The following is a 20842-nucleotide window of genomic DNA, read 5'->3' on the forward strand; positions in this document are numbered from 1 at the left end:
CTCCTCAATGCGCGTGGCCGGCGTCGGCCTTGCCGATGTCGGCCTTGACCAGGTAGCTCTGCTCGACGACCACCTGTTCGCCGGCCACCAGCCCTTCAAGCACCTCGACGTGGACCGCATCGCGTCGACCGAGGCGCACGGGCCGGGTCTCGTAGCGGTCGCCCTCGACGACGAAGACCGCATCGGCACCCGCCATGCGCTGCACGGCCGCGAGCGGGACGGCCAGGGCGACGTCGATCCGGTCGACCACGACTTCCGCGGTGATCGCGGTGCCGGGCCGCCACTGTCCGTCGCTGTTGTCCAGACGTGCGCGGACGACGGTGCTCTGGCTGGCGGTCGCGGTCGCGGGCAGGACACGGTCGACCTCGGTCTGCTGGCGGGTGCCGTCGTCCAGGCGGACCACGGTGACGGGGGAGCCGGGTCGCAGGTGCCGCGCGTCGCTGCCGTAGACATGCAGGTCGACCCACAACTGCGACAGGTCGGCGACTTCCATGAGGACGCGTCCGGCGTCGGCGATGTCGCCGACCGCGGCATCGCGGGCCACCACCACGCCGCTGATGGGCGAGGTCAGCGCATAGGGGCTGAGGCTCTGGTTGCTGTCGACCACGGCGATGGTCTGGCCGGCGCGTACCGCATCGCCGAGGTTGGCGTGCAGCGCGCGGACCGGACCTGCGAAACGTGCCGCGATGCGTGCCCGGCGGCCATCGATGGGCGTCAGCAGGCCCTGCACCTCGTGCGCGTCGGCGATCGTGCCCGGTCCCGCGGGCGCGGCGACGATGCCGGATTCGCGTGCGATGTCGGCCTCGATGCGGGTCGACAGCGCGTCGTCGTGGGTTTCGTCCGCGCGTGGGTCATGCGCACGGTCAGCGTTGTCGTTGTCCGCATGGGCGTCGTCCGCGTCGTGCGAGGGCGTCGACTGGGCCGGGCCACCCTGCGCGGTCGGGCCGTCCGTGGGGGTTCCACCGCAACCCGAAAGCGCGAGGCCGAGGAGGATGCAGGAAAAGACGCTCGTTCCGAGGCGTGTCATGGGGTGTCTCCTTGCGCGGACGTGACCAGGGCGTGGCCCGTCAGGCGTTGCAGTTCGATCAGGGCGAGGCGTGCTTCCAGCGCGGCATCGAGTTGCCGCTGGCGTGCGTCCGAGAGCGCCTGCTGCATCTGCGTCCACTCAAACGGTGTGGCGGCACCGAGGCGCCAGGCACGTTCGGTTTCGGTGGTCGCCCGTGCCAGAGCGGGCAGGATCTCGTCGGCGTGGCGCCGGACCTGCAGCCGCGCGAGGGTGTAACGGCCATGGGCATCGAGCAGGGTGGCGCTCAGGGCCAGCTCCCGTGACTCACGCGCCACCCCGAGTTCCGCGAGCTGTGCTTCAGCGGCACGGATGGCCGGCGCGGCGCGGCTGCGGCTGCCCAGCGGCAGCGCGAAGCCGGCGACCAGCGCCGTGTCCCCTGTGTCCTGGAGGCGTCGCACGCCGAACTGCCAGTCGATGTCGGTGCGCGCAGCTGCCCGTTCGAGGCGAAGGCGGGCTTCGGCGATCCGGCGCTCATCGGCGAAGCGGGCCATCCCGGGACTCTCTTCGAGCGCGCGTTCGAGGGTGTCGAGCGACGCCAGCGGCGGCAATCGGGTGGTGTCTTCTTCGACGACCGCGAAGCGGGCATCCGTGTCGCCCCAGAGCCGCGCGAGGGCGCGGCGCGCGGCGTCGCCCGACGTCTCGGCGGACGCCAGTGCGAGTTCCGCTTCCGCCCGTGCCGCCTGGGCCGACAGCACGACCGACAGCGGCGATGCCCCTTCGCGATGCCGCTGCGAAGCCAGCGTTTCCGCGCGGCGACGCTGGTCGAGGTCGATCGCGGCGATGCGTGCGCGGGCATCTGCGTCGAGCACAGACAGATAGCGCCGTGCGGTTTCGGCCAGCAGGTCGAGCCGGCGTGCGTCGCGTTCGCCGGCGAGTGCGTCGATGCGGGTCTGGACGAGGTCGCCGCGGAGCCGGGCCTTGTCGCCGGTCTCCAGCACCGAGGCGAGGCCCAGGGTCAGCTCGGCGCCATCAAGGCCCCGGGTCTCGCCCGTGCCGAAGGCATTCTCGAGCTCGGCGCCGAACCGCAGGGGCGGACCCTGGCGGAGGGCGGTCTGTTCGGCCAACAGACGGGTTTGCTGCGCGTCGAACCCGCGCAGGTCAGGGTGGTACTGCAGGACGCGCACGAAGGCGTCGTCCTGGGTGAGCCGCTCGCGGGCGGCCGTGGACGGAACCACGGCCACGCAGGCGAGCGACGCGGCTAGGGCCGCGGCTCGGATTCGCATGGGAACACTCCGTTACGGGGAATCGATGGCGGGCCGGCATGGGGCCGGCGGGCATCAGGCCGTGATCGGAGGTCGGAAGGGTGTCTCGAGGCGTGCGAGTGCGGGAGACGGCGCGATGCCGGCAGACAGTCGCGAATCGCCGGGCGGCACGTCGGGGAGCTGCAGGAGTGGCGAGGGCGCCGCGCTTGCATGGCCACAGCAGTGCACCAGTTCGAGCAGGGCGTGCAGGGCGTGCAGGGCGGGGTCTTCCTCGCCCTGCACGGTATCGTCCAGCACGGACGCCGGCATGGCTTCGCCTGCTTGCAGGTGCGCGACCTGCCCATGCATCAGTTCATGCGATTCGCCCCACGCGCCGAGGACGGGCCGGGCGACCAGCGCCAGCATCACGGACGCCAGCACCAGCAGGTGCAGCAGCGGGAGGCGGCGATGGGTGGGGAGGCCACGCATGGCGCGCACTGTAGACGCGGCGGGCGGGCGGACACTATTCCAGTGCGGGGGTTGGCAGTGGAGGTGCGTCGGCTTGTGGTGCGGGGCTTCGGGTGGAGGGTTCCGGTGGCAACGTGCCGTGGCAAGGTGCGGCGGGGCGTGCCGCAGGAATGAAGAAGGGCGCCCGAGGGCGCCCTTCCTGGTGAGGCGTATGCGGGACGGAGCCCGCAGCGACCATCAGCCGCCGCGCGGACCGCCACGCCCGCCACCCCGGTTTCCGCCGCGGTTGCCGGTGTTGCCCCGGTTGCCCGTGCCACCTGGACCGCGATTCCCGCCACCGGGACCGCGCGCGCGATCGCCGTAAGGCGAGTGGCCGCCACCGCCGGCATGATCCGACGGGAAATGCATGCCGGCGCTGCGCGCCTTGCCGCCGCGCGCTCCGGCGCCCGGTCCCTTCCCGGGCCCTTTGCCCGGACCCTTGCCACCGGGGCGGGGGCCCTTGCCGGCCGGTCGTCCGCCGCCCGGACCACCCGGACCGCCGCGACCGCCCGGGTTGCGATGGCCGTTCGGGCCGGTGTCGACGCCGTCCGGCACGTACCAGGTGCGGAACGCGGCGGGGCTGCCTTCCGGCAGCTTCGGGCCCTTCTGCTTGCGCTGCTTGAACGGTTTCTGCGACTGCTTGGCCGCCGCCTCGCCGCTGACGGTCAGGCCGCCGTGCGGCTTCTTGCCACGGCCGCGACCGCGATGGTCCTCGCGGACGTGGTCGAAGCGGCGCAGCTCGCGGCTTTCATCGGCGCGGCTGGGGCCGCCCACGTAACCCTGCGAGCGGTCGCTGCCGGTCAGGTTGATGGTGGACTTGGCCGCCTTGCGCTGGCCGATCACCGGCTGCAGGGTCAGTGCGGACGGCGCGCCGTCCTCCAGGCCCAGCTTCTTGCGCAGCGCCTCGACCTTGTCGGTCGCCATTTCCTGCGACTGGCCGCGCAGCAGTTCGCGCGGGAGGCTGGCCTCGCCGTAGCGGATGCGCTTCAGGCGGCTCACCTGGCAGCCCTGCGACTCCCACAGGCGGCGGACTTCGCGGTTGCGGCCTTCCTTGACGACAACGCGGAACCAGTCGTGCGAGTCGGTCCCGCCGATGCGCTCGATCTCGTCGAACTTCGCCGGGCCGTCATCCAGCGCCACGCCGCGGCGCAGGCGGTCGGGGATGTTGTCGGGCACGCGCTCCTGGCCTTCCGGTGCGCGCACGCGGCACACGTACTCGCGCTCGACCTCGAAGGACGGGTGCATCATCGCGTTGGCTAGCTCGCCGTCGGTGGTGAGCAGCAGCAGGCCGGTCGTGTTGATGTCCAGGCGGCCCACCGCGATCCAGCGCGCGCCCTTGAGCATCGGCAGCGCCTCGAACACGGTCGGGCGGCCTTCGGGATCCTCGCGGGTGGTGACCTCGCCCTCGGGCTTGTTGTACATCAGCACGCGGGCCGGATCGGTCAGCGCGCTGGCGACGAACTGGCGTCCGTCGAGTTCGACCTTGTCGCCGCCCTTGATCGACATGCCGACCTGCGCGACCTCGCCGTTGACCTTGACCAGGCCGTCCGCGATGCGCTGTTCCAGCGCGCGGCGCGAGCCGAGGCCGGCCTGTGCCAGGACCTTGTGCAGGCGCTCTTCCAGGCGCGGCGCGGGGGCGGCGTCCTCGGTGTTGCGCTTCAGGGTGAGCTTGCGGCTCTTTTCTTCACTCATTTCATCTGCTCCGGCGCGTCCTCGTCAGAGGGCGCCTCTTGTTCGGGAACGGTCGTCGTCTCGACGGCGTTGGACGCCGGCTCGGCGTCGATCGCCGCATCCGGGTCCGGTCCTGCCGGAAGGGCATCGGCGTCTTCGCCGTCCGCTGCCCTTCCATCGTTCTCGTCTGCCACGCGCTCGCCCGGCGCGGCTTCGGGTGTGTCGGGAGCGGCCACGGCCTCGTTGGCCGCCTCCGTGCCCATGTCGATGCCGCCCGCCGCGATGGCTTCGCCCTCGGCGGGGGCGGCGGGCTTGCGTTCTTCGTCGAACTTGAACTGCGGTTCGAGCTCGCCGATGTCCTTCAGTTCGGACAGCGGCGGCAGCTCGTCGAGGCGCTTCAGTCCGAAGTAGTCGAGGAAGACCTTGGTGGTGCCGAACAGCGCCGGCTTGCCGGGCACGTCGCGGTGGCCGACCACGCGGATCCACTCGCGCTCTTCAAGCGCCTTGATGATGTTGCTGTTCACCGCCACGCCGCGGACCTGTTCGATCTCGCCGCGGGTGATCGGCTGCCGGTAGGCGATCAGCGCCAGCGTCTCCAGCGTCGCGCGGGTGTAGCGCGTCTGCCGTTCGGTCCACAGCCGGGCCACCCAGGGGTGGACGTCGGCCTTGACCTGGAACCGGAAGCCGGAGGCCAGCTCGACCAGTTCGACGCCGCGGTCGGCGCAGCCGGCCTGCAGGGTTTCCAGCGCCTGCTCGACGCTGCCCGCGGGTGCCGGCTGGTCCTCGGGGAACAGCGCGTGCAACTGGGCCAGGGTCAGCGGCTGGTTCGCGGCCAGCAGGGTGGCTTCGACGATCCGGGTGATGAAGGCTTGGTCCATGGCGTGCGTCTGTGGAGTCGTGTGGGGCGGTCAGGCCGCGGGGGCGTCGTCGTCGAATTCGCTGCTCAGCTCGATCGACGCCGGGTCGTCCAGCACGGCCAGCGATTTGACATAGATCGGCGCGAGCGGGGCTTCCTGCACGATGTCGACCAGCTGTTCCTTGGCCAGCGTCAGCAGGCCGAGGAAGGTGACGACCACGCCGAGCTTGCCTTCCTCGACGGTGAACAACTGCTCGAACCGGTGGAACTGGCCGTCGTTGAGGCGTTCCAGCAGCTCGCCCATGCGCTGGCGGACATTCAGGGCATCGCGCTTGATCGCGTGCTGGGTGTAGAGCTCGGCGCGCTTGAACACGTCATGCAGCGCCAGCAGCATCTCCTTGAGGTCCACCGGCGGCGGTACCCGGATCGCGGCCCGGTCCGGCACGAAGGCCGCGGCCGGCGCGGTGTCGCGGTCCTGCCGGGGCAGGGCGTCCAGGTCCTCGGCCGCCTTCTTGAAGCGCTCGTATTCCTGCAGTCGGCGCACCAGGTCCGCACGCGGGTCGTCCTCTTCGCCTTCCTCGGCGGGCGGCCGCGGCAGCAGCATCCGCGACTTGATCTCGGCCAGGATGGCGGCCATGACCAGGTATTCGGCGGCCAGCTCGAAGCGCATCTCGTGCATGGCCTGGATGTAGTCGACGTACTGCCGGGTGATCTCGGCGACCGGGATGTCGAGGATGTCCAGGTTCTGCCGGCGGATCAGGTACAGCAGCAGGTCCAGCGGCCCCTCGAACGCCTCGAGGATGACTTCCAGCGCGTCCGGCGGGATGTACAGGTCCTGCGGGATCTGCAGCACCGGCTGGCCGTGCACCACCGCGAGCGGCATTTCCTGCTGCTGCGGGTGGCTTGCGACCGCCGTCGGCGCTTCGGCAACGGGCGTCGCGGTCGGCTCGGTCGCTTCGGACACGGTCGGGTTGGACATGCGCGGGCCGGCCCCTCCGGGGGCCATGCGTGATTCGGCGTGCCGCCGTGGGGGCACGGGATCGGGTCGGGGGCCGCGGGGGCCACCGTCGGTGCAGCGAACAGCGAAAGTCGAAGCGGGGACCGCATACACCGTGCGTCCACGTCACGCGGGGTGACGGGGCGGGACAGGCGTGATCCGGACCCGGGCCGGCATGGGGCAGCGGCGCACCGGGGTGCGATGCGTGGCGACGGTGTGGGGGGCCGATCGCGACGGGCCGCTGCTACCGGCCTCATGCAATTGGCCCCAAGGGTACGGACTTGCATGAACGCTGTCCAGCCATCTACGCGCGCGACCGGCGGCCCCCTACAATCCATTCAGCATCCGAGCGGAGGACACCATGTGGTACGTGATCGAAGGCCATGACGGTCCGGACGTGCTGGAGCGCCGCCTGCAGGCGCGCGGCGATCACCTGGCCCGCCTGAAGGCGCTGGTCGACGTCGGCCGCCTGCTGGTGGCGGGGCCGTGCCCGGCCATCGATGCCGAAGACCCCGGGCCGGCCGGCTTCAGCGGCAGCGTGGTCATCGCCGAGTTCGAGTCGCTCGAAGCGGCACGGACCTGGGCCGACGCCGATCCCTATGTCGCCGCGGGCGTCTACGCGCGGGTGGACGTGCGGCCGTTCCGCCGCGTGCTGCCGTGAGCGGTCCTTTGCCCCGCGAGGCGCGCGTGGCGGCAATCCGGGCCGCACTCGAAGCCGCGCTCGCCCCACGGGCGCTCGAGGTCGAAGACGACAGCGCCCGCCACGCCGGCCATGCGGGCGCGCGGGACGGGCGTGGGCATTTCAATGTCGACATCGTCAGCGAGGCGTTCGCCGGCCTCGCGCCGATCGCCCGGCACCGGGCCGTCTACGCGGCCCTTGGGGCGCTGATGGAGACCGACATCCATGCGCTGGCGATCCGGGCCCGGACCCCCGGTGAGGCGGGGACCGGTACACCCCCGTGATGGCCGCCGAAGCCCGCCGGCAGGCCGGGCGGCGGCTCGCTATACTCCCGGAGTGGCGCGCCTTTCAGGTCGCGCCTCGCTTATATCAATCAATGGTTTAAGCGCGGTTTTTCGTCCACTTCAAGAATCAAGGCGCGGTGCCCGGCACCCGCCCGAGGCCCCATCGCCGCATGCGTCTGTCCACGATCAAGCTCTCAGGCTTCAAGTCCTTCGTCGACCCGACCACCCTGCACCTGCCCACCAACATGACCGGCGTGGTGGGCCCGAACGGTTGCGGCAAGTCCAACATCATCGACGCGGTGCGCTGGGTGATGGGCGAGAGCTCGGCCAGCCGCCTGCGCGGCGACTCGCTGACCGACGTCATCTTCGCCGGCTCCTCGTCGCGCAAGCCGGTGTCGCAGGCGATGGTCGAGCTGGTCTTCGACAATGCCGACCACACCATCACCGGCGAGTACGGCGCCTACGACGAGATCTCGGTCAAGCGCGTGGTCAGCCGCGATGGCCAGAGCCAGTACTACCTCAACGGCGCCAAGTGCCGTCGCCGCGACATCACCGACCTGTTCCTCGGCACCGGGCTCGGCCCGCGCAGCTACTCGATCATCGAGCAGGGCATGATCAGCAACATCATCGAGGCCAAGCCCGAGGAGTTGCGGGTTTACCTCGAGGAGGCCGCCGGCATCTCCAAGTACAAGGAGCGCCGCCGCGAGACCGAGACCCGCATCCGCCATACCCGCGAGAACCTCGACCGCCTGAACGACCTGCGCGAAGAGGTCGGCAAGCAGCTCGAGCACCTGAACCGCCAGGCGCGCCAGGCCGAGCAGTACCAGACGCTGCAGGCGGAGCGGAAAACCAAGGACGCGGAGTGGAAGGCGCTGGAGCATCGCGCCCTCGACGTGAAACTGCAGGGCCAGCGCGAGAAGCTCGCCCAGCAGGAAACCCGCCTGCAGCAGCTGATCGCCGAACAGCGCGAGGCCGAGCGCGAGATCGAGACGGGCCGAGTACGACGCGAGGAGGCGGCGGCAGCGCTCGGCAAGGCGCAGGCGGCGAGCTACGAAGTCAGCGGCGCGCTGGCGCGGATCGAACAGCAGATCCAGCACCAGAAGGAACTCTCGACGCGCCTGCAGCGGGCGCGCGACGAAGCGCAGGCGGCGCTGAGCGAGATCGCCCAGCACATCGGCCAGGACCAGTCGCAGCTGGACGTGCTGCAGGCCTCGGTCGACGAAGGCGAGCCGCGCCTGGAGCAGCTGCGCGAGGAAGACGAGGCGCGCCAGGAGGCCCTGCGCGAGGCCGAAGCAAAACTGGCTGACTGGCAGCAGCGCTGGGACACGCACAGCCGCGCCCAGTCCGAGGCGGTGCGTGCCGCGGATGTCGAGCGCACCCGCATCGAGCACCTCGACCGCCAGGCGCTGGATGCGCAGCGTCGCCGCGAAGCGCTGTCGAACGAGCGCGCCGGCCTGGACCTCGAGGCGCTGGCCGCGGCATTCACCGACATCGAAGAGCGCCACGAGGCGCAGAAGCTGTCGCTGGACACGCTGACCGAGACGCTGGACGCACGCAAGGCCAGCGTGTCGGAGTTGCAGGAACAGCAGCGCGGCACCCAGAACGAACTGGCCGAGGTGCGCAAGCAGGCGCAGACGGCCCGCGGCCGGCTGTCCTCGCTGGAGACGCTGCAGCACGCCGCGCTGGGGCAGGAGCAGGGCGCCGCGCTGGAATGGCTGAAGGCGCGTGGCCTCGATTCCGCGGCCCGCGTCGGCGAGCGCCTGCAGGTGGATGCCGGCTGGGAGAACGCCGTCGAGGGCGCGCTCGGGCAGTTGATCGAAGGCGTGCTGGTGGAGTCGCCCGAAACGCTGGTCGACGCCATCGGTGCATTGGGCGATGGCCGACTGGCCCTGGTTGATCCGGCCGAGGGCACGGTGGACTGCGCGCCCACCTCGCTGGCCGCACGCGTTCGCGGACCCGCCGCCGTGCGTCGCCTCCTGGCCCGCCTGCATGCGGCCGACGACCTGGCCGCCGCGCGCGCGCTGCTGCCGTCGCTGCAGGCCGGCGAATCGATCATCACCCGCGACGGCGAGCGGCTCGGCGATGGCTGGCTGCGCGTGCTGCGTTCCGGCGCGGCCCAGCAGGGCGCCCTGCTGCGCGAGCGTGAGATCCAGTCGCTGCGCGAGGCCATCGAAACCCTGCAGGCGCGCGAGCACGAGCTGGAGTCGCTGCAGGTGCAGTTGCGCGACCGCGCGCTGGCGGCCGAGCAGCAGCGCGAGGATGCCCAGCGCACCCTCTACATGGCCCACCGCAGCGTGTCCGAGCTGGCCGGCCAGTTGCAGGGCCAGCAGGGCCGGCTCGACACCGCGCGCGGGCGCATCGAGAAGATCGACGCCGAACTGTCGCAGCTGATCGAGGCCGCCGACGCCGGCCAGGACCAGGCCCGCGAAGCGCGGATGCGGCAGGAAGAAGCCGTCATCCGCATGAGCGAGCTCGAGGACCTGCGGCTGGGACTGGAATCCGAGCGCAGCCGGCTGCACGAGGCCCGCGACCAGGCCCGCACGCTGGCCCGCGAGTCGCGCGACAGCGCGCATGCGCTGGCCCTGACGCTGGAGTCGCAGCGCACCCGAATCGCGGCCCTGTCGCAGGCCCTGGACCGGATGGGCGGGCAGCGCGGGCAGCTCGACACCCGTCTTGAAGAACTGACCGCGCAGCTCGTCGACGGCGACGCACCGGTCGACACCTTGGAGACCCAGCGCCAGGTCGCGCTCGAGCAGCGCGTCACCGCCGAGCAGGACCTGACCGCCGCGCGTACCACGCTCGATGGCATCGACGCCGACCTGCGCAAGTTCGAACAGGTCCGCCACCAGCGCGACGAACAGGCCCTGCAGCAGCGCGAATCCATCGGCCAGCGCCGCCTCGACCAGCAGGCGCTGGTGCTCAAGGCCGAACAGCTGGTTGAAGCCATCGTCGAAGAAGGCTTCACCCTCGAGGACGTGGCCAACACGCTGCCGGACGATGCCGATCCGCAGGCCTGGGGTGCCGCCGTGGCCGCCATCGACACGCGCCTGCGCCGGCTGGAGCCGGTGAACCTGGCCGCGATCGCGGAGCACGCCGAGGCGGCGCAGCGCAAGGAGTACCTCGATGCGCAGCACATCGACCTGACCGGCGCGCTGGACACGCTGGAAGAAGCGATCCGCAAGATCGACCGCGAGACCCGTGGTCGTTTCAAGGACACCTTCGACCGGGTGAATTCCGGCGTGCAGGAGTTGTACCCTCGCCTGTTCGGCGGCGGCCATGCCTACCTCGAACTGACCGGCGAGGACCTGCTGGACACCGGCGTGGCGATCATGGCGCGCCCGCCCGGCAAGCGCGTGTCGAACATCTCGCTGCTGTCCGGTGGCGAGAAGGCGATGACCGCGGTCGCGCTGGTGTTCGCGATCTTCCGCCTCAACCCGGCGCCGTTCTGCCTGCTCGACGAGGTGGACGCGCCGCTGGACGAGGCCAACGTCGGTCGCCTCGCCTCGATGGTCAGCGAGATGAGCGAACAGGTACAGTTCCTGTTCGTGACCCACAACAAGGCGACGATGGAAGCGGCGATGCAGCTGTCCGGCGTGACGATGCGCGAACCGGGCGTGAGCCGCCTGGTCTCGGTCGACCTCGCCGAGGCCGCGCGCCTGGCCGGCGCGGCGTGACCGCCACCGCGACCCCATCCGCCATGCCCACGCAGGGAGCCTGATCGATGTCTGAAGTCTGGTGGTTGCGCCTCGGTATCCTGGTCGCCGGCCTCGTCCTGATCCTGGCGATCTACTTCTTCGGCCGGCCCAGCAAGCCGGGGCAAGGCACGCGGCGCCCGCGTCGTGCAGAGCCGGGTCGCCACGAGCCGACCTTCTCCGAGCAGGTCGAGGCATCCGAGGCCGGTGCGGGGCAGGCGGCCCCGATCTCGCAGGCCGACATGTTCGGCGAGGAAGAAGCGGCGCCCGCGTCGGCAGTGTCACGCGGCAGCGAGGCGGGCAAGCGGGTCAGCGAAGAGTTCGACAAGATCGTCACCCTCTACCTGGCCGCACGCGCCGGCCGGAAGCTGCACGGACCGGACATCGTGGTGGCCGCGGAGAAGGCCGGGCTGTCCTACGGGTACATGGGCGTGTTCCACCGGCTGGTCGAGCACCACCCCGAGCGCGGCCCGGTGTTCAGCGTCGCCAATATCATGAAGCCGGGCAGCTTCGACATGGCCGACATCCAGTCGCTGGAGACCCCGGCCATCGCGTTCTTCCTGACCCTGCCGGCGCCGGTCCCGGCGCTCGACGCCTGGGAGGCCATGCTGCCCACGGCCGAGCGCATGGCGGAACTGCTCGACGGCGTGGTACTGGACGAACAGCGCAATACCCTCGGTCGCCAGCGTATCGCCCATATCCGCGACGAGCTGCGCGCCTACGACCGCCAGCGCGAAGCGCCGCCCCTGAACAAGCCCGGACGCTGGTGACGCGGCCGCCGGCCGCGACGTCGCGCCGGCCGTCGTGCCGACCATGACCGACCCCGCCCATCGCATCGCCGAGCTGGTCCGCCAGCTCAATGACGCCAACTACCGGTACCACGTGCTCGACGATCCGGCGATCCCGGACGCCGAGTACGACCGGCTGCTGCGCGAACTGGAAGAGCTCGAGGCTGCGAACCCGTCGCTGGCCAGCCCGGATTCGCCCACCCAGCGCGTCGGTGCGGCGCCTTCCGGTGCGTTCGACGAGGTCCGCCATGCGGTGCCGATGCTGTCGCTCGGCAATGCCTTCAGCGACGACGAGGTGGCCGATTTCGTGCGCCGGATCGACGAGCGCATCGGCCGCGAATCGCCGGTGTTCTCGGTCGAGCCCAAGCTGGATGGCCTGGCGATCAGCCTCCGCTACGAGGAGGGCCGCTTCGTGCAGGGCGCCACCCGCGGCGATGGCGCCACCGGTGAGGACGTCACCGCCAACCTGCGCACGGTGAAGGCGATTCCCCTCAGCCTGCGCGGCGAAGGCTGGCCGGCCGTGCTGGAAGTGCGCGGCGAGGTCTACATGCCGCTGGCCGCGTTCAGGGCCTACAACGCGCAGGCGCTGGCCCAGGCCGCGGACGGCAAGGGCGACAAGGTCCTCGCCAACCCCCGCAACGGCGCGGCGGGCTCGCTTCGCCAGCTCGATCCGCGCGTCACCGCCCGTCGTCCGCTCGCGTTCTACGCCTACGGTGTCGGCCAGGTGGAGGGCGGGGCGCTGCCCGACACGCACTCCGCCACGCTGGCGCGGCTGCGCGACTGGGGCTTCCCGGTCAGTGCGCAGAGCGAGGTCGTCGAAGGCCTCGATGGCCTGCTGGGCTACTACCGGCGCATGGGCGAGGCGCGGGACGGCCTGCCCTTCGACATCGACGGTGTCGTCTACAAGCTCGACGACTATGCCGGCCAGCGCGAGATGGGCTTCGTGTCCCGTGCGCCGCGCTGGGCGATCGCGCACAAGTTCCCGGCGCAGGAGCAGTCGACCCTGCTCGAGGGCATCGACATCCAGATCGGCCGCACCGGCGCGGCGACACCGGTCGCGCGCCTGCAACCGGTGCAGGTGGCCGGGGTGGTCGTCACCAACGCGACCCTGCACAACGCCGACCAGATCGCGCGGCTCGACGTACGGGTCGGGGACACGGTGATCGTGCGACGCGCGGGCGACGTGATTCCCGAAGTCGTGCGCGTGGTCATCGACCAGCGTGCGCCCGACGCCGCGCCCTGGGCGATGCCATCGACCTGTCCCGTGTGCGGGTCGGAGCTGGTGCAGGACGAGGGTGGTGTCGCGTGGCGTTGCAGCGGCGGGCTGGCCTGCGCCGCGCAGCGCAAGGAGGCCGTGCGCCATTTCGCCTCGCGTCGTGCGATGGATATCGAAGGCCTGGGTGAGCGCTACATCGAGGAACTCGGCGCGCTGGGCTACATCGAGAGCGTGGCCGACCTGTACAGGCTTACCGTCGACGACCTGCTCGAGATGAAGCGCCGCGCCGACGAGCGCGACGGCACCACGCCGGAGACGGTCAAGGGCGGCAAGGTCGCCAGCAAGTGGGCCGAGAACCTCGTCGAGGCGATCGACCGCAGCCGCGACACCACGCTCGAGCGTTTCCTGTTCGCGCTGGGCATCCAGCACGTTGGCGAAAGCACGGCGAAGGCGCTCGCCGCGTGGTTCGGCGACCTCGACCTGATCCGCCACCTGCCGTGGCCGGTATTCAAGCAGGTGCCCGACATCGGCGGCGAAGTGGCGCGCAGTATCGGCCACTTCTTCGACCAGCCTGGCAACCAGCAGGTGATCGACGCGCTGCTGGAGCGCGGCGTGCGCATCACCGACGGGCATGCGCCCTCGGCGGCGTTGCGCGAGGCGCTGGCGGTGCCGAACCTGCTGGTCGCCCTGGAAGTCCCCAGGTTGACGCCCCTGCGTGCCGAACAGCTGGCGGCGGCATTCACGGACGTCGCCGCGGTGGGAGAGGCCCCCGAACACGCGTACATCACGGCCGGCCTGCCGACGGAAACGGCCCGCTCGCTCTCGGCATGGTTGGCGATAGACGCAAATGCGGAGCTGCTCGAAGCGGTCGGCCGTGCGGTCGGCACGATCCTGCCGCGCCTGCCCGAACCCTCCGAGGCCGCACCGGGACCGCTTGATGGCCAGACCGTGGTCCTGACCGGCACGCTGTCGTCGATGACCCGCGATGAAGCGAAGGCACGCCTGGAGGCACTGGGCGCGAAGAGCGCGGGCAGCGTCTCGAAGAAGACGAGCTTCGTCGTCGCCGGCGAGGCGGCGGGCTCCAAGCTGGCCAAGGCGGAATCGCTCGGCGTCGATGTGTGGGACGAAGCGCGCCTGGTCGGGTTCCTTGCCGAGCACGGGCAGGGGCCGCTCGGTGACTGAGGACTGGCGGCCCAGCGCGACGTTCGACGCGTTGCACCTGCGCGCGCGCCTCAACGCCTGCATCCGCGGCTTTTTTGCGGCGCGTGGCGTGGTGGAAGTCGAGACGCCGGTGATGTCCATGGCCGGTAATACCGACCCCAACATTGCGTCCTTCACGCTCGATTTCGGTGGACGCACCGAAGGCGCACCGCGCACGCGCTGGCTGCGGACGTCGCCCGAATTCCCGTTGAAGCGCCTCGTCGCGGCAGGCTTCGGTGACTGCTACGAACTGGGCCGGGTCTTCCGCGACGGCGAGGCGGGCCAGCGGCACAATCCCGAGTTCACCATGCTGGAGTGGTACCGGGTCGGGTGGGATCACGGACGCCTCGTCGACGAGACGGTCGAGCTGGTACAGGCCGCGCTCGCGCTGGTCGGCCGGAAGGTACGCGTGGAGCGCCGGGATTACCACGCGCTGTACCGCGAATGGCTGGGTGTCGATCCGGCCAGCGCCGGAGTCGCGCAACTGCGCGAGGCGCTCGGAGACGTGGAGATCGATCCGGACGGGCTGGGTCGCGACGACTGGCTAGACCTGCTGATGACCCACCGCCTGCAGCCCCGCTTCGATCGCGACACCCTGCTGGCGGTGGTGGACTATCCGGCCAGCCAGAGCGCGCTCGCCCGCATACGCCCTGACCGGCCGCCGGTCGCGGAGCGCTTCGAGCTGTATCTCGGGCCCTTGGAACTCGCGAACGGGTACCACGAGCTGGCCGATGCAGGCGAGCAGGCCGGGCGCTTCCGCCAGGATGGTGAGGTCCGCGCGGCCCGCGGCGATCGCGTCCCGCCCACCGACATGCGCCTGCTCGCGGCGCTCGAAGCCGGCTTGCCCGATTGCGCGGGCGTCGCATTGGGCGTTGACCGCCTGATGATGGCCCTGCAGGGCACTGACCGGATCGCTGACATACTCGCGTTCGACTTCTCCCGCGCCTGAACGGCCCGCCGTGCGGGGCGTCAGGAAAACGGACACCGCTCCGGGTTAAGCTCGGGCCACAGGGTTGGCGAAGGAGCCTGCATGAGGCGTTGGTGGTACGGATGCGCGGTGCTGCTGTTGGCGTGCAGCGGCTGCGCGATGGGTCCGTTCTTCGGCGGTGGCTATCCTTCCTACCCCTCGGGCGGATATCCGGACGGGCCGGGCAGGGCGTACCCGGGCGACCCGTATCTCGGTGGCGGCTTCGACCCGGTCTTCCTGTGCGAGTCCCGCGACAACCGCACGCGACGTTGCCATGCGGATACGCGTGGGGGCGTCCGACTGCACCGGCAGCTGTCGAACACGGCCTGCGTGCGCGGCCAGAGCTGGGGGATCGAGCGCGACGGCGTCTGGGTATCGGGCGGCTGCCGCGCCGAGTTCATCACCGGCCAGGGCTATGGCGGGGGCGCTCCCGGCGGGGGCACCGGCCTGGTCCGTTGTGAATCCAACGACATGGGCACCCGTCGCTGTCCCGCCGACACGCGCCGCGGTGTCAGGCTCGTCAACCGCCTGTCGTCCAGCCCCTGCGTGGAAGGCCAGAACTGGGGTGCGGGCAACGGCGAGATCTGGGTGACCCGCGGGTGTCGTGCGGAATTCGCGGTCGGCGGCGGTGGCGGTGGCGGTGGCGGGCACCGACCCCCGCCGGTCCCCCCTTCGCAGGTCATCCGCTGCGAGTCGGAGGACAAGCGCCAGCGGCGATGCCCGGCGAACGTGGCACGCAACGTCACCCTGGTCCGGCAGCTGTCGAACTCCCCCTGCATCCGTGGCAGCACCTGGGACTGGGACCGGAGCGGCGTGTGGGTCAGCAGCGGCTGTCGCGCGGAGTTCAGCATTCGCTGACGTGCCCGCCCGGTAAACTGCGTGCATGAGCCAGGATCTCGACTTCGACCGCTACGACCGCATCCGCCCGATCCGCTGGACCGGCGATGCCCTCGAACTCCTCGACCAGCGCAAGCTGCCCTTCGAGGTCGGCTACGTGCGCTGCGAAGACAGCGATGCCGTCGCGGCCGCGATCCATTCGCTGACCGTGCGCGGCGCGCCGGCCATCGGCATCGCCGCGGCCTGGGGCGTGGTACTGGCCGCACGCCAGGTGGACGCAGGCGACGGCGCCGCGGCCCTCGGGCAACTGGAGCCGGCGATGCAGCGGCTCAACGCGGCGCGTCCTACCGCGGTCAACCTGGCCTGGGCACTGGCGCGCATGCGACGCGTGCTGGTCGCGTCAGGTGAACACTGGCGCGTGCTGCTCGAGCAGGAGGCGCAGGCCATCGCCGACGAGGACCTGGCGGCCAATCGCCACATGGGCGCGCTGGGCGCGGCCCTGATCGAGCCGGGCAGCGGGGTCATGACCCATTGCAATACCGGCTCGCTTGCGACCGCGGGCTTCGGCACGGCACTCGGCGTGATCCGCGCCGGGGTTGCGCAGGCGCGGATCGCCCGCGTGTACGCCGGGGAGACCCGGCCCTGGCTGCAGGGGGCTCGGCTGACGTCCTGGGAGCTGCAGCAGGACGGCATTGCGCCGACCCTCGTGGCCGATGCCGCCGCGGCCCACCTGATGAAGGGCGGCGGCGTGCAATGGGTCATCGTCGGAGCCGACCGCATCTGTGCCAACGGCGATACGGCCAACAAGATCGGCACCTACCAGCTGGCGATCAGCGCCCGCCACCATGGCGCGAAATTCATGGTGGTCGCGCCGTCCTCGACCGTCGACATGGACACCCCGTCCGGCGATGCGATCGAGATCGAAGAGCGCGACCCGGGCGAAATGTTCGCCATCGGCGGGGTGCGCACTGCGGCCCTCGACATCGAGGCCTGGAACCCGGTGTTCGACGTCACCCCATACACGCTGATCGACGCGATCGTGACCGAGAAGGGCGTGATCGAGCAGCCCGACGAGGCGAAGATGCGGGCGCTGTTCGGCAGCTGACTCCGGGTTCAGACCATCGGGCGGCGCCAGTCGAACGTGGGCCTGAGCAGAGGCAGAACGATGCCGATCGTCATCGATGGCAGCAACGCGAAGGCGATGAACTGCAGGGTCTGCATGTCCTGTACGACGGCATGGCCATGCGCCGGGGACAACAGCTGCGCCGTCGTCATCCACGCGAGGTGGATGCCGATGCAGCACCAGACGTTGCCTGAAACCGCCCGCGCATAGCCGAGAATCAGCGCGAGCCCCGGTATGAGCATCCACTGCTCCGTCGAATACAGTGCGCCGACCGCCCAGGCGAACAGCACGAACACGAGCATCTGCGCCAGCAGGGCGACCCACGCTGCGTAGCGCCGACCCACCAGACCCTGCACGTAACCGCGCAGTATCAGTTCCTCGGGGAAGGCTTCGAACAGGAAGACGCCGAGCGCGAGGGGCGGCAGTGCCGCAAGCACCGCTGTTACGCTGGATTCGAGTGAGATCGAGGCCCAGCCCAGTCCCACGCACGCCGCCGCACCGGCCAGCGCTGGAAGCGCCCACAGGCCGACGCCGAGCAGGAACGCACGCGCATTGGCGGGGAACGGACCCATGCCGACGTCCGGCAACCCGCGCCGATCGAGCCTGAGCAACAGGGCCAGTAGTACGACGACGCCGGCGCTGATCAGAGTGCCCTGCAGCAGGTGGCGGGCCGTGTCGGGACCGGCAGTGTCGCCGGGCAGCGCGAGCACGCAACGCCAGACCAGGACGGCACCGGCGCCCAAGATCGCGACGCGCCCAATGATGGAAGATGTCCGCATTGCACTCCCCTGTCGATGGCCGCGCCGATCTTACGGAGTGCCGATGCGCGGCGGAACCCTGGCCCGGTGGGAAACTGGCTTTCCCCCTATCGTCCCCTGCCACCGGGCCCACCCCCCAAGCTGACCCCTCGTCACGCCCTGGATGCGCGCGCAAGTGATTGTTTTTGCGTCGGAATCACGGTGCTGCAACGGGCTGTTTCGTGCTATGATTTCACGTCTTGTTCATGGCGCTCCGCGCGCCGTCCGCGCGGGCCCCGAACGGGGTCTTGGCAGGCGGTCCGGGGACGCCTGATCCACCGCCCAGAACGGAAACCCGATGGCCGAACTCGCCAAGGAAATCATCCCCGTCAACCTCGAAGACGAGATGCGCCGCAGCTATCTCGATTACGCGATGAGCGTGATCGTGGGGCGCGCACTCCCCGACGCGCGGGACGGCCTGAAGCCGGTCCATCGCCGCGTGCTCTTCGCGATGAACGAACTGGGCGCGCACAGCAACAAGCCCTACTACAAGTCGGCCCGCGTGGTCGGTGACGTCATCGGTAAGTACCACCCGCACGGCGACTCGGCCGTGTACGACACCCTGGTGCGCATGGCGCAGCCGTTCTCGCTGCGCTACATGCTGATCGACGGGCAGGGCAACTTCGGCTCGATCGACGGCGACAGCGCCGCGGCGATGCGTTACACCGAAGCGCGCATGTCGAAGCTCAGCCACGAGCTGATGGCCGACATCGACAAGGAAACCGTCGACTTCCAGCCGAACTACGACGAGAAGGAGCTCGAGCCGACCGTCCTGCCGACGCGCGTGCCGAACCTGCTGGTCAACGGCTCCGCCGGCATCGCGGTCGGCATGGCGACCAACATTCCGCCGCACAATCTGTCCGAGGTCGTGGACGCGACGATCGCGCTGATCGACCAGCCCGAGATCGATGTCGACGGGCTGATGGAGTACATCCCGGGTCCGGACTTCCCGACCGCGGGCATCATCAACGGCACCGCCGGCATCATCACCGCGTACCGCACCGGGCGTGGCCGCGTGCGCATGCGTGCGCGGGCCGAGGTCGAGGTCAACGAAAGCACAGGCCGCGAGGCCATCGTCGTCACCGAGATCCCGTACCAGGTCAACAAGGCGCGGCTGATCGAGAAGATCGCCGAGCTGGTCAAGGAAAAGCGCATCGAGGGCATCTCGGAGCTGCGCGACGAGTCCGACAAGGACGGCATGCGCATCTTCATCGAGGTCAAGCGCGGCGAATCCGCCGAGGTCGTGCTGAACAACCTGTACCAGCAGACCCAGATGGAGTCGGTGTTCGGCATCAACATGGTGGCGATCGTCAACGGCCGCCCGCAGCTGCTGAACCTCAAGGACATGCTCGAGGTGTTCGTGCGCCACCGCCGCGAGGTGGTGACCCGCCGCACCATCTTCGAGCTGCGCAAGGCCCGCCAGCGCGCCCACATCCTGGAAGGCCTGACGGTCGCGCTCGCGAACATCGACGAGATGATCGAGCTGATCAAGACCTCGGACAATCCGCAGGTGGCGAAGGAGCGCATGCTCGACCGCACCTGGGAAGCCGGGCTGGTCGGTGCGCTGCTGGCCGCCGCGGGCGCCGAGGCGTCGCGTCCGGATGACCTGCCCAAGGGCGTCGGCCTGGTCGACGGCCGCTACCAGCTCACCGAGGCGCAGGCCCAGCAGATCCTGGAGATGCGCCTGCACCGCCTGACCGGCCTGGAGCAGGACAAGCTCACCGACGAGTACAAGCAGCTGCTGGAGACCATCCGTGGGCTGATCGAGATCCTCGAGGATCCGGCGGTGCTGATGGAGGTGATCCGCACCGAGCTGCGCAACGTCAAGGAAGAGTTCGGCGATGCGCGTCGCAGCGAGATCCGCCAGAGCGAGGAGGACCTGGACATCCTCGACCTGATCGCGCCGGAGGACGTCGTCGTCACCCTGTCGCACGCCGGCTATGCCAAGCGCCAGCCGGTGACCGCCTATCGCGCGCAGAAGCGCGGCGGTCGCGGTCGCAACGCCGCGGCGACGAAGGAAGAGGATTTCATCGACCAGCTGTGGCTCGTGAATACGCACGACACCCTGCTGACCTTCACCAGCGCGGGCCGCGTGTTCTGGCTGCCGGTGCACCAGTTGCCCGATGCCGGCCCGAACGCGCGTGGCCGGCCGATCGTCAACTGGATCCCGCTCGAGGACGGCGAGCGCGTGCAGGCGGTGCTGCCGGTGCGCGAGTACGACGAAGGCCGCTACGTGTTCTTCGCGACGCGCCATGGCACCGTCAAGAAGACCCCGCTCACCGAGTACGCCTATCGCCTGCAGCGCGGCAAGATCGCGATCAACCTCGACGACAGCGACGCCCTGGTCGGCGTGGAGCTGACCGATGGCGGCCGCGACGTGATGCTGTTCGCCAGCAACGGCAAGGCGGTCCGCTTCGCAGAGGACGAGGTGCGCTCGATGGGCCGTACCGCCACCGGCGTGCGCGGCATGCGCCTTGCCGACGGCGAGGAGGTCGTCAGCCTGATCGTGGTCGATGGCGATGGCGACATCCTGACCGCCAGCGAGCGCGGCTACGGCAAGCGGACGCCGGTCGACGAGTATCCCTGCAAGGGCCGCGGCATCCAGGGCGTGATCGCGCTCAAGACAACGGAGCGCAACGGCAGGCTGGTCGGTGCGGTACAGCTCAGCGAGCAGCACGAGGTCCTGCTGATCTCCGACGGCGGCACGCTGGTGCGCACGCGGGCGTCGGAGATCTCGCAGGTCAGCCGCAACACCCAGGGCGTGACCCTGATGCGCCTGGGCAAGGACGAAACGCTGCAGGCCATCGAACGCCTGGACGCGTCTCTCGACGATCCCGAGCCGGCGGGCGAGGACGCGGATGCCGGCGGTGTGGCGGCAACTGACGCGCCTTCGACGTCCGGGTCTGCGGGAAGCGCGGCTCCCGACGCGGGCTGATTCCGCCCGCCAGACTGCCCCTGTCAGCGCCGCCTCCGGGCGGCGC

15 protein-coding genes and 1 pseudogene are annotated in these 20842 nt (G+C 70.3%); 9 read left to right on the top strand and 7 right to left on the bottom strand.

Features of this window, described 5'->3' with window-relative positions:
* Window positions 1–4: 4 nt before the first annotated feature.
* The 6 genes and pseudogenes from H4F99_RS03520 to H4F99_RS03545 all read right to left on the bottom strand — a co-directional run bounded on the left by H4F99_RS03520 (window position 5) and on the right by H4F99_RS03545 (window position 6260).
* The gene (locus H4F99_RS03520; protein ID WP_182668337.1) at window positions 5–1027 is read right to left on the bottom strand and encodes an efflux RND transporter periplasmic adaptor subunit; all 1023 of its coding nucleotides are present in this window, start codon (window positions 1025–1027) and stop codon (window positions 5–7) included.
* Window positions 1024–2289 (bottom strand): TolC family protein, encoded by a 1266-nt coding sequence (locus H4F99_RS03525; RefSeq protein ID WP_182668338.1) that lies wholly within the window; start codon window positions 2287–2289, stop codon window positions 1024–1026. The genes H4F99_RS03520 and H4F99_RS03525 overlap by 4 nt, the downstream gene beginning before the upstream one ends.
* A 54-nt stretch (window positions 2290–2343) precedes the next feature.
* Window positions 2344–2736: a hypothetical protein gene (locus tag H4F99_RS03530; RefSeq protein WP_182668339.1), complete on the bottom strand. Its 393-nt coding sequence runs from the start codon at window positions 2734–2736 to the stop codon at window positions 2344–2346.
* A gap of 216 nt (window positions 2737–2952) precedes the next feature.
* Entirely contained in the window at window positions 2953–4446 is a 1494-nt protein-coding gene (locus tag H4F99_RS03535; RefSeq protein ID WP_182668340.1) for a pseudouridine synthase, read from the bottom strand.
* Window positions 4447–4753: 307 nt separating this feature from the next.
* Window positions 4754–5303, bottom strand: a pseudogene (scpB, locus tag H4F99_RS14410) (SMC-Scp complex subunit ScpB); the annotation flags it as partial.
* 30 nt (window positions 5304–5333) lie between these two features.
* Complete coding sequence (locus H4F99_RS03545) at window positions 5334–6260, bottom strand: segregation and condensation protein A (RefSeq protein WP_182668342.1); 927 nt, start codon at window positions 6258–6260, stop codon at window positions 5334–5336.
* Window positions 6261–6639: 379 nt separating this feature from the next.
* Between H4F99_RS03545 and H4F99_RS03550 the strand changes: the two genes are divergently transcribed.
* The 8 genes from H4F99_RS03550 (at window position 6640) to mtnA (ending at window position 17046) form a co-directional block, all read left to right on the top strand.
* A complete protein-coding gene (locus H4F99_RS03550; protein ID WP_182668343.1) occupies window positions 6640–6939 on the top strand; it encodes a YciI family protein in 300 nt (99 codons plus the stop codon).
* A complete protein-coding gene (locus tag H4F99_RS03555; RefSeq protein ID WP_343064125.1) occupies window positions 6936–7241 on the top strand; it encodes a BolA family protein in 306 nt (101 codons plus the stop codon). Before H4F99_RS03550 ends, H4F99_RS03555 begins: the two co-directional genes overlap by 4 nt.
* Window positions 7242–7411: 170 nt before the next feature.
* Entirely contained in the window at window positions 7412–10915 is a 3504-nt protein-coding gene (gene smc / locus H4F99_RS03560; protein ID WP_182668344.1) for a chromosome segregation protein SMC, read from the top strand.
* Window positions 10916–10962: 47 nt separating this feature from the next.
* Window positions 10963–11703, top strand: coding sequence for a cell division protein ZipA (gene zipA / locus H4F99_RS03565; protein WP_182668345.1), 741 nt, complete (start codon window positions 10963–10965; stop codon window positions 11701–11703).
* 43 nt (window positions 11704–11746) lie between these two features.
* Window positions 11747–14119 (top strand): NAD-dependent DNA ligase LigA, encoded by a 2373-nt coding sequence (ligA, locus tag H4F99_RS03570; RefSeq protein ID WP_182668346.1) that lies wholly within the window; start codon window positions 11747–11749, stop codon window positions 14117–14119.
* Window positions 14112–15086: an EF-P lysine aminoacylase EpmA gene (gene epmA, locus H4F99_RS03575; RefSeq protein ID WP_343064126.1), complete on the top strand. Its 975-nt coding sequence runs from the start codon at window positions 14112–14114 to the stop codon at window positions 15084–15086. The genes ligA and epmA overlap by 8 nt, the downstream gene beginning before the upstream one ends.
* Before the next feature lie 81 nt (window positions 15087–15167).
* The gene (locus H4F99_RS03580) at window positions 15168–15962 is read left to right on the top strand and encodes a DUF3011 domain-containing protein (RefSeq protein WP_182668348.1); all 795 of its coding nucleotides are present in this window, start codon (window positions 15168–15170) and stop codon (window positions 15960–15962) included.
* Window positions 15963–15987: 25 nt separating this feature from the next.
* Complete coding sequence (mtnA, locus tag H4F99_RS03585) at window positions 15988–17046, top strand: S-methyl-5-thioribose-1-phosphate isomerase (protein ID WP_182668349.1); 1059 nt, start codon at window positions 15988–15990, stop codon at window positions 17044–17046.
* 8 nt (window positions 17047–17054) lie between these two features.
* Here the strand turns inward: mtnA and H4F99_RS03590 are convergent, their stop codons facing one another.
* Window positions 17055–17843, bottom strand: coding sequence for a CPBP family intramembrane glutamic endopeptidase (locus H4F99_RS03590; RefSeq protein ID WP_182668350.1), 789 nt, complete (start codon window positions 17841–17843; stop codon window positions 17055–17057).
* A gap of 316 nt (window positions 17844–18159) precedes the next feature.
* Here H4F99_RS03590 and gyrA point away from each other — a divergent pair, with 316 nt between their 5' ends.
* Window positions 18160–20796 (top strand): DNA gyrase subunit A, encoded by a 2637-nt coding sequence (gene gyrA, locus H4F99_RS03595; RefSeq protein WP_182668351.1) that lies wholly within the window; start codon window positions 18160–18162, stop codon window positions 20794–20796.
* Window positions 20797–20842 lie beyond the last annotated feature (46 nt).

The organism is Marilutibacter penaei (assembly GCF_014145395.1).
GTDB lineage: Bacteria > Pseudomonadota > Gammaproteobacteria > Xanthomonadales > Xanthomonadaceae > Marilutibacter > Marilutibacter penaei.

What these genes read in the sequence shown, in the direction of transcription:
- ligA (WP_182668346.1), top strand. Translation starts at nt 11,747, where the DNA reads ATGACCGACCCCGCCCATCGCATCGCCGAGCTGGTCCGCCAGCTCAAT.
- H4F99_RS03525 (WP_182668338.1), bottom strand. Translation starts at nt 2,289, where the DNA reads ATGCGAATCCGAGCCGCGGCCCTAGCCGCGTCGCTCGCCTGCGTGGCC.
- H4F99_RS03535 (WP_182668340.1), bottom strand. Translation starts at nt 4,446, where the DNA reads ATGAGTGAAGAAAAGAGCCGCAAGCTCACCCTGAAGCGCAACACCGAG.
- H4F99_RS03580 (WP_182668348.1), top strand. Translation starts at nt 15,168, where the DNA reads ATGAGGCGTTGGTGGTACGGATGCGCGGTGCTGCTGTTGGCGTGCAGC.
- H4F99_RS03530 (WP_182668339.1), bottom strand. Translation starts at nt 2,736, where the DNA reads ATGCGTGGCCTCCCCACCCATCGCCGCCTCCCGCTGCTGCACCTGCTG.
- mtnA (WP_182668349.1), top strand. Translation starts at nt 15,988, where the DNA reads ATGAGCCAGGATCTCGACTTCGACCGCTACGACCGCATCCGCCCGATC.
- H4F99_RS03520 (WP_182668337.1), bottom strand. Translation starts at nt 1,027, where the DNA reads ATGACACGCCTCGGAACGAGCGTCTTTTCCTGCATCCTCCTCGGCCTC.
- smc (WP_182668344.1), top strand. Translation starts at nt 7,412, where the DNA reads ATGCGTCTGTCCACGATCAAGCTCTCAGGCTTCAAGTCCTTCGTCGAC.
- H4F99_RS03550 (WP_182668343.1), top strand. Translation starts at nt 6,640, where the DNA reads ATGTGGTACGTGATCGAAGGCCATGACGGTCCGGACGTGCTGGAGCGC.
- H4F99_RS03545 (WP_182668342.1), bottom strand. Translation starts at nt 6,260, where the DNA reads ATGTCCAACCCGACCGTGTCCGAAGCGACCGAGCCGACCGCGACGCCC.
- gyrA (WP_182668351.1), top strand. Translation starts at nt 18,160, where the DNA reads ATGGCCGAACTCGCCAAGGAAATCATCCCCGTCAACCTCGAAGACGAG.
- H4F99_RS03590 (WP_182668350.1), bottom strand. Translation starts at nt 17,843, where the DNA reads ATGCGGACATCTTCCATCATTGGGCGCGTCGCGATCTTGGGCGCCGGT.
- zipA (WP_182668345.1), top strand. Translation starts at nt 10,963, where the DNA reads ATGTCTGAAGTCTGGTGGTTGCGCCTCGGTATCCTGGTCGCCGGCCTC.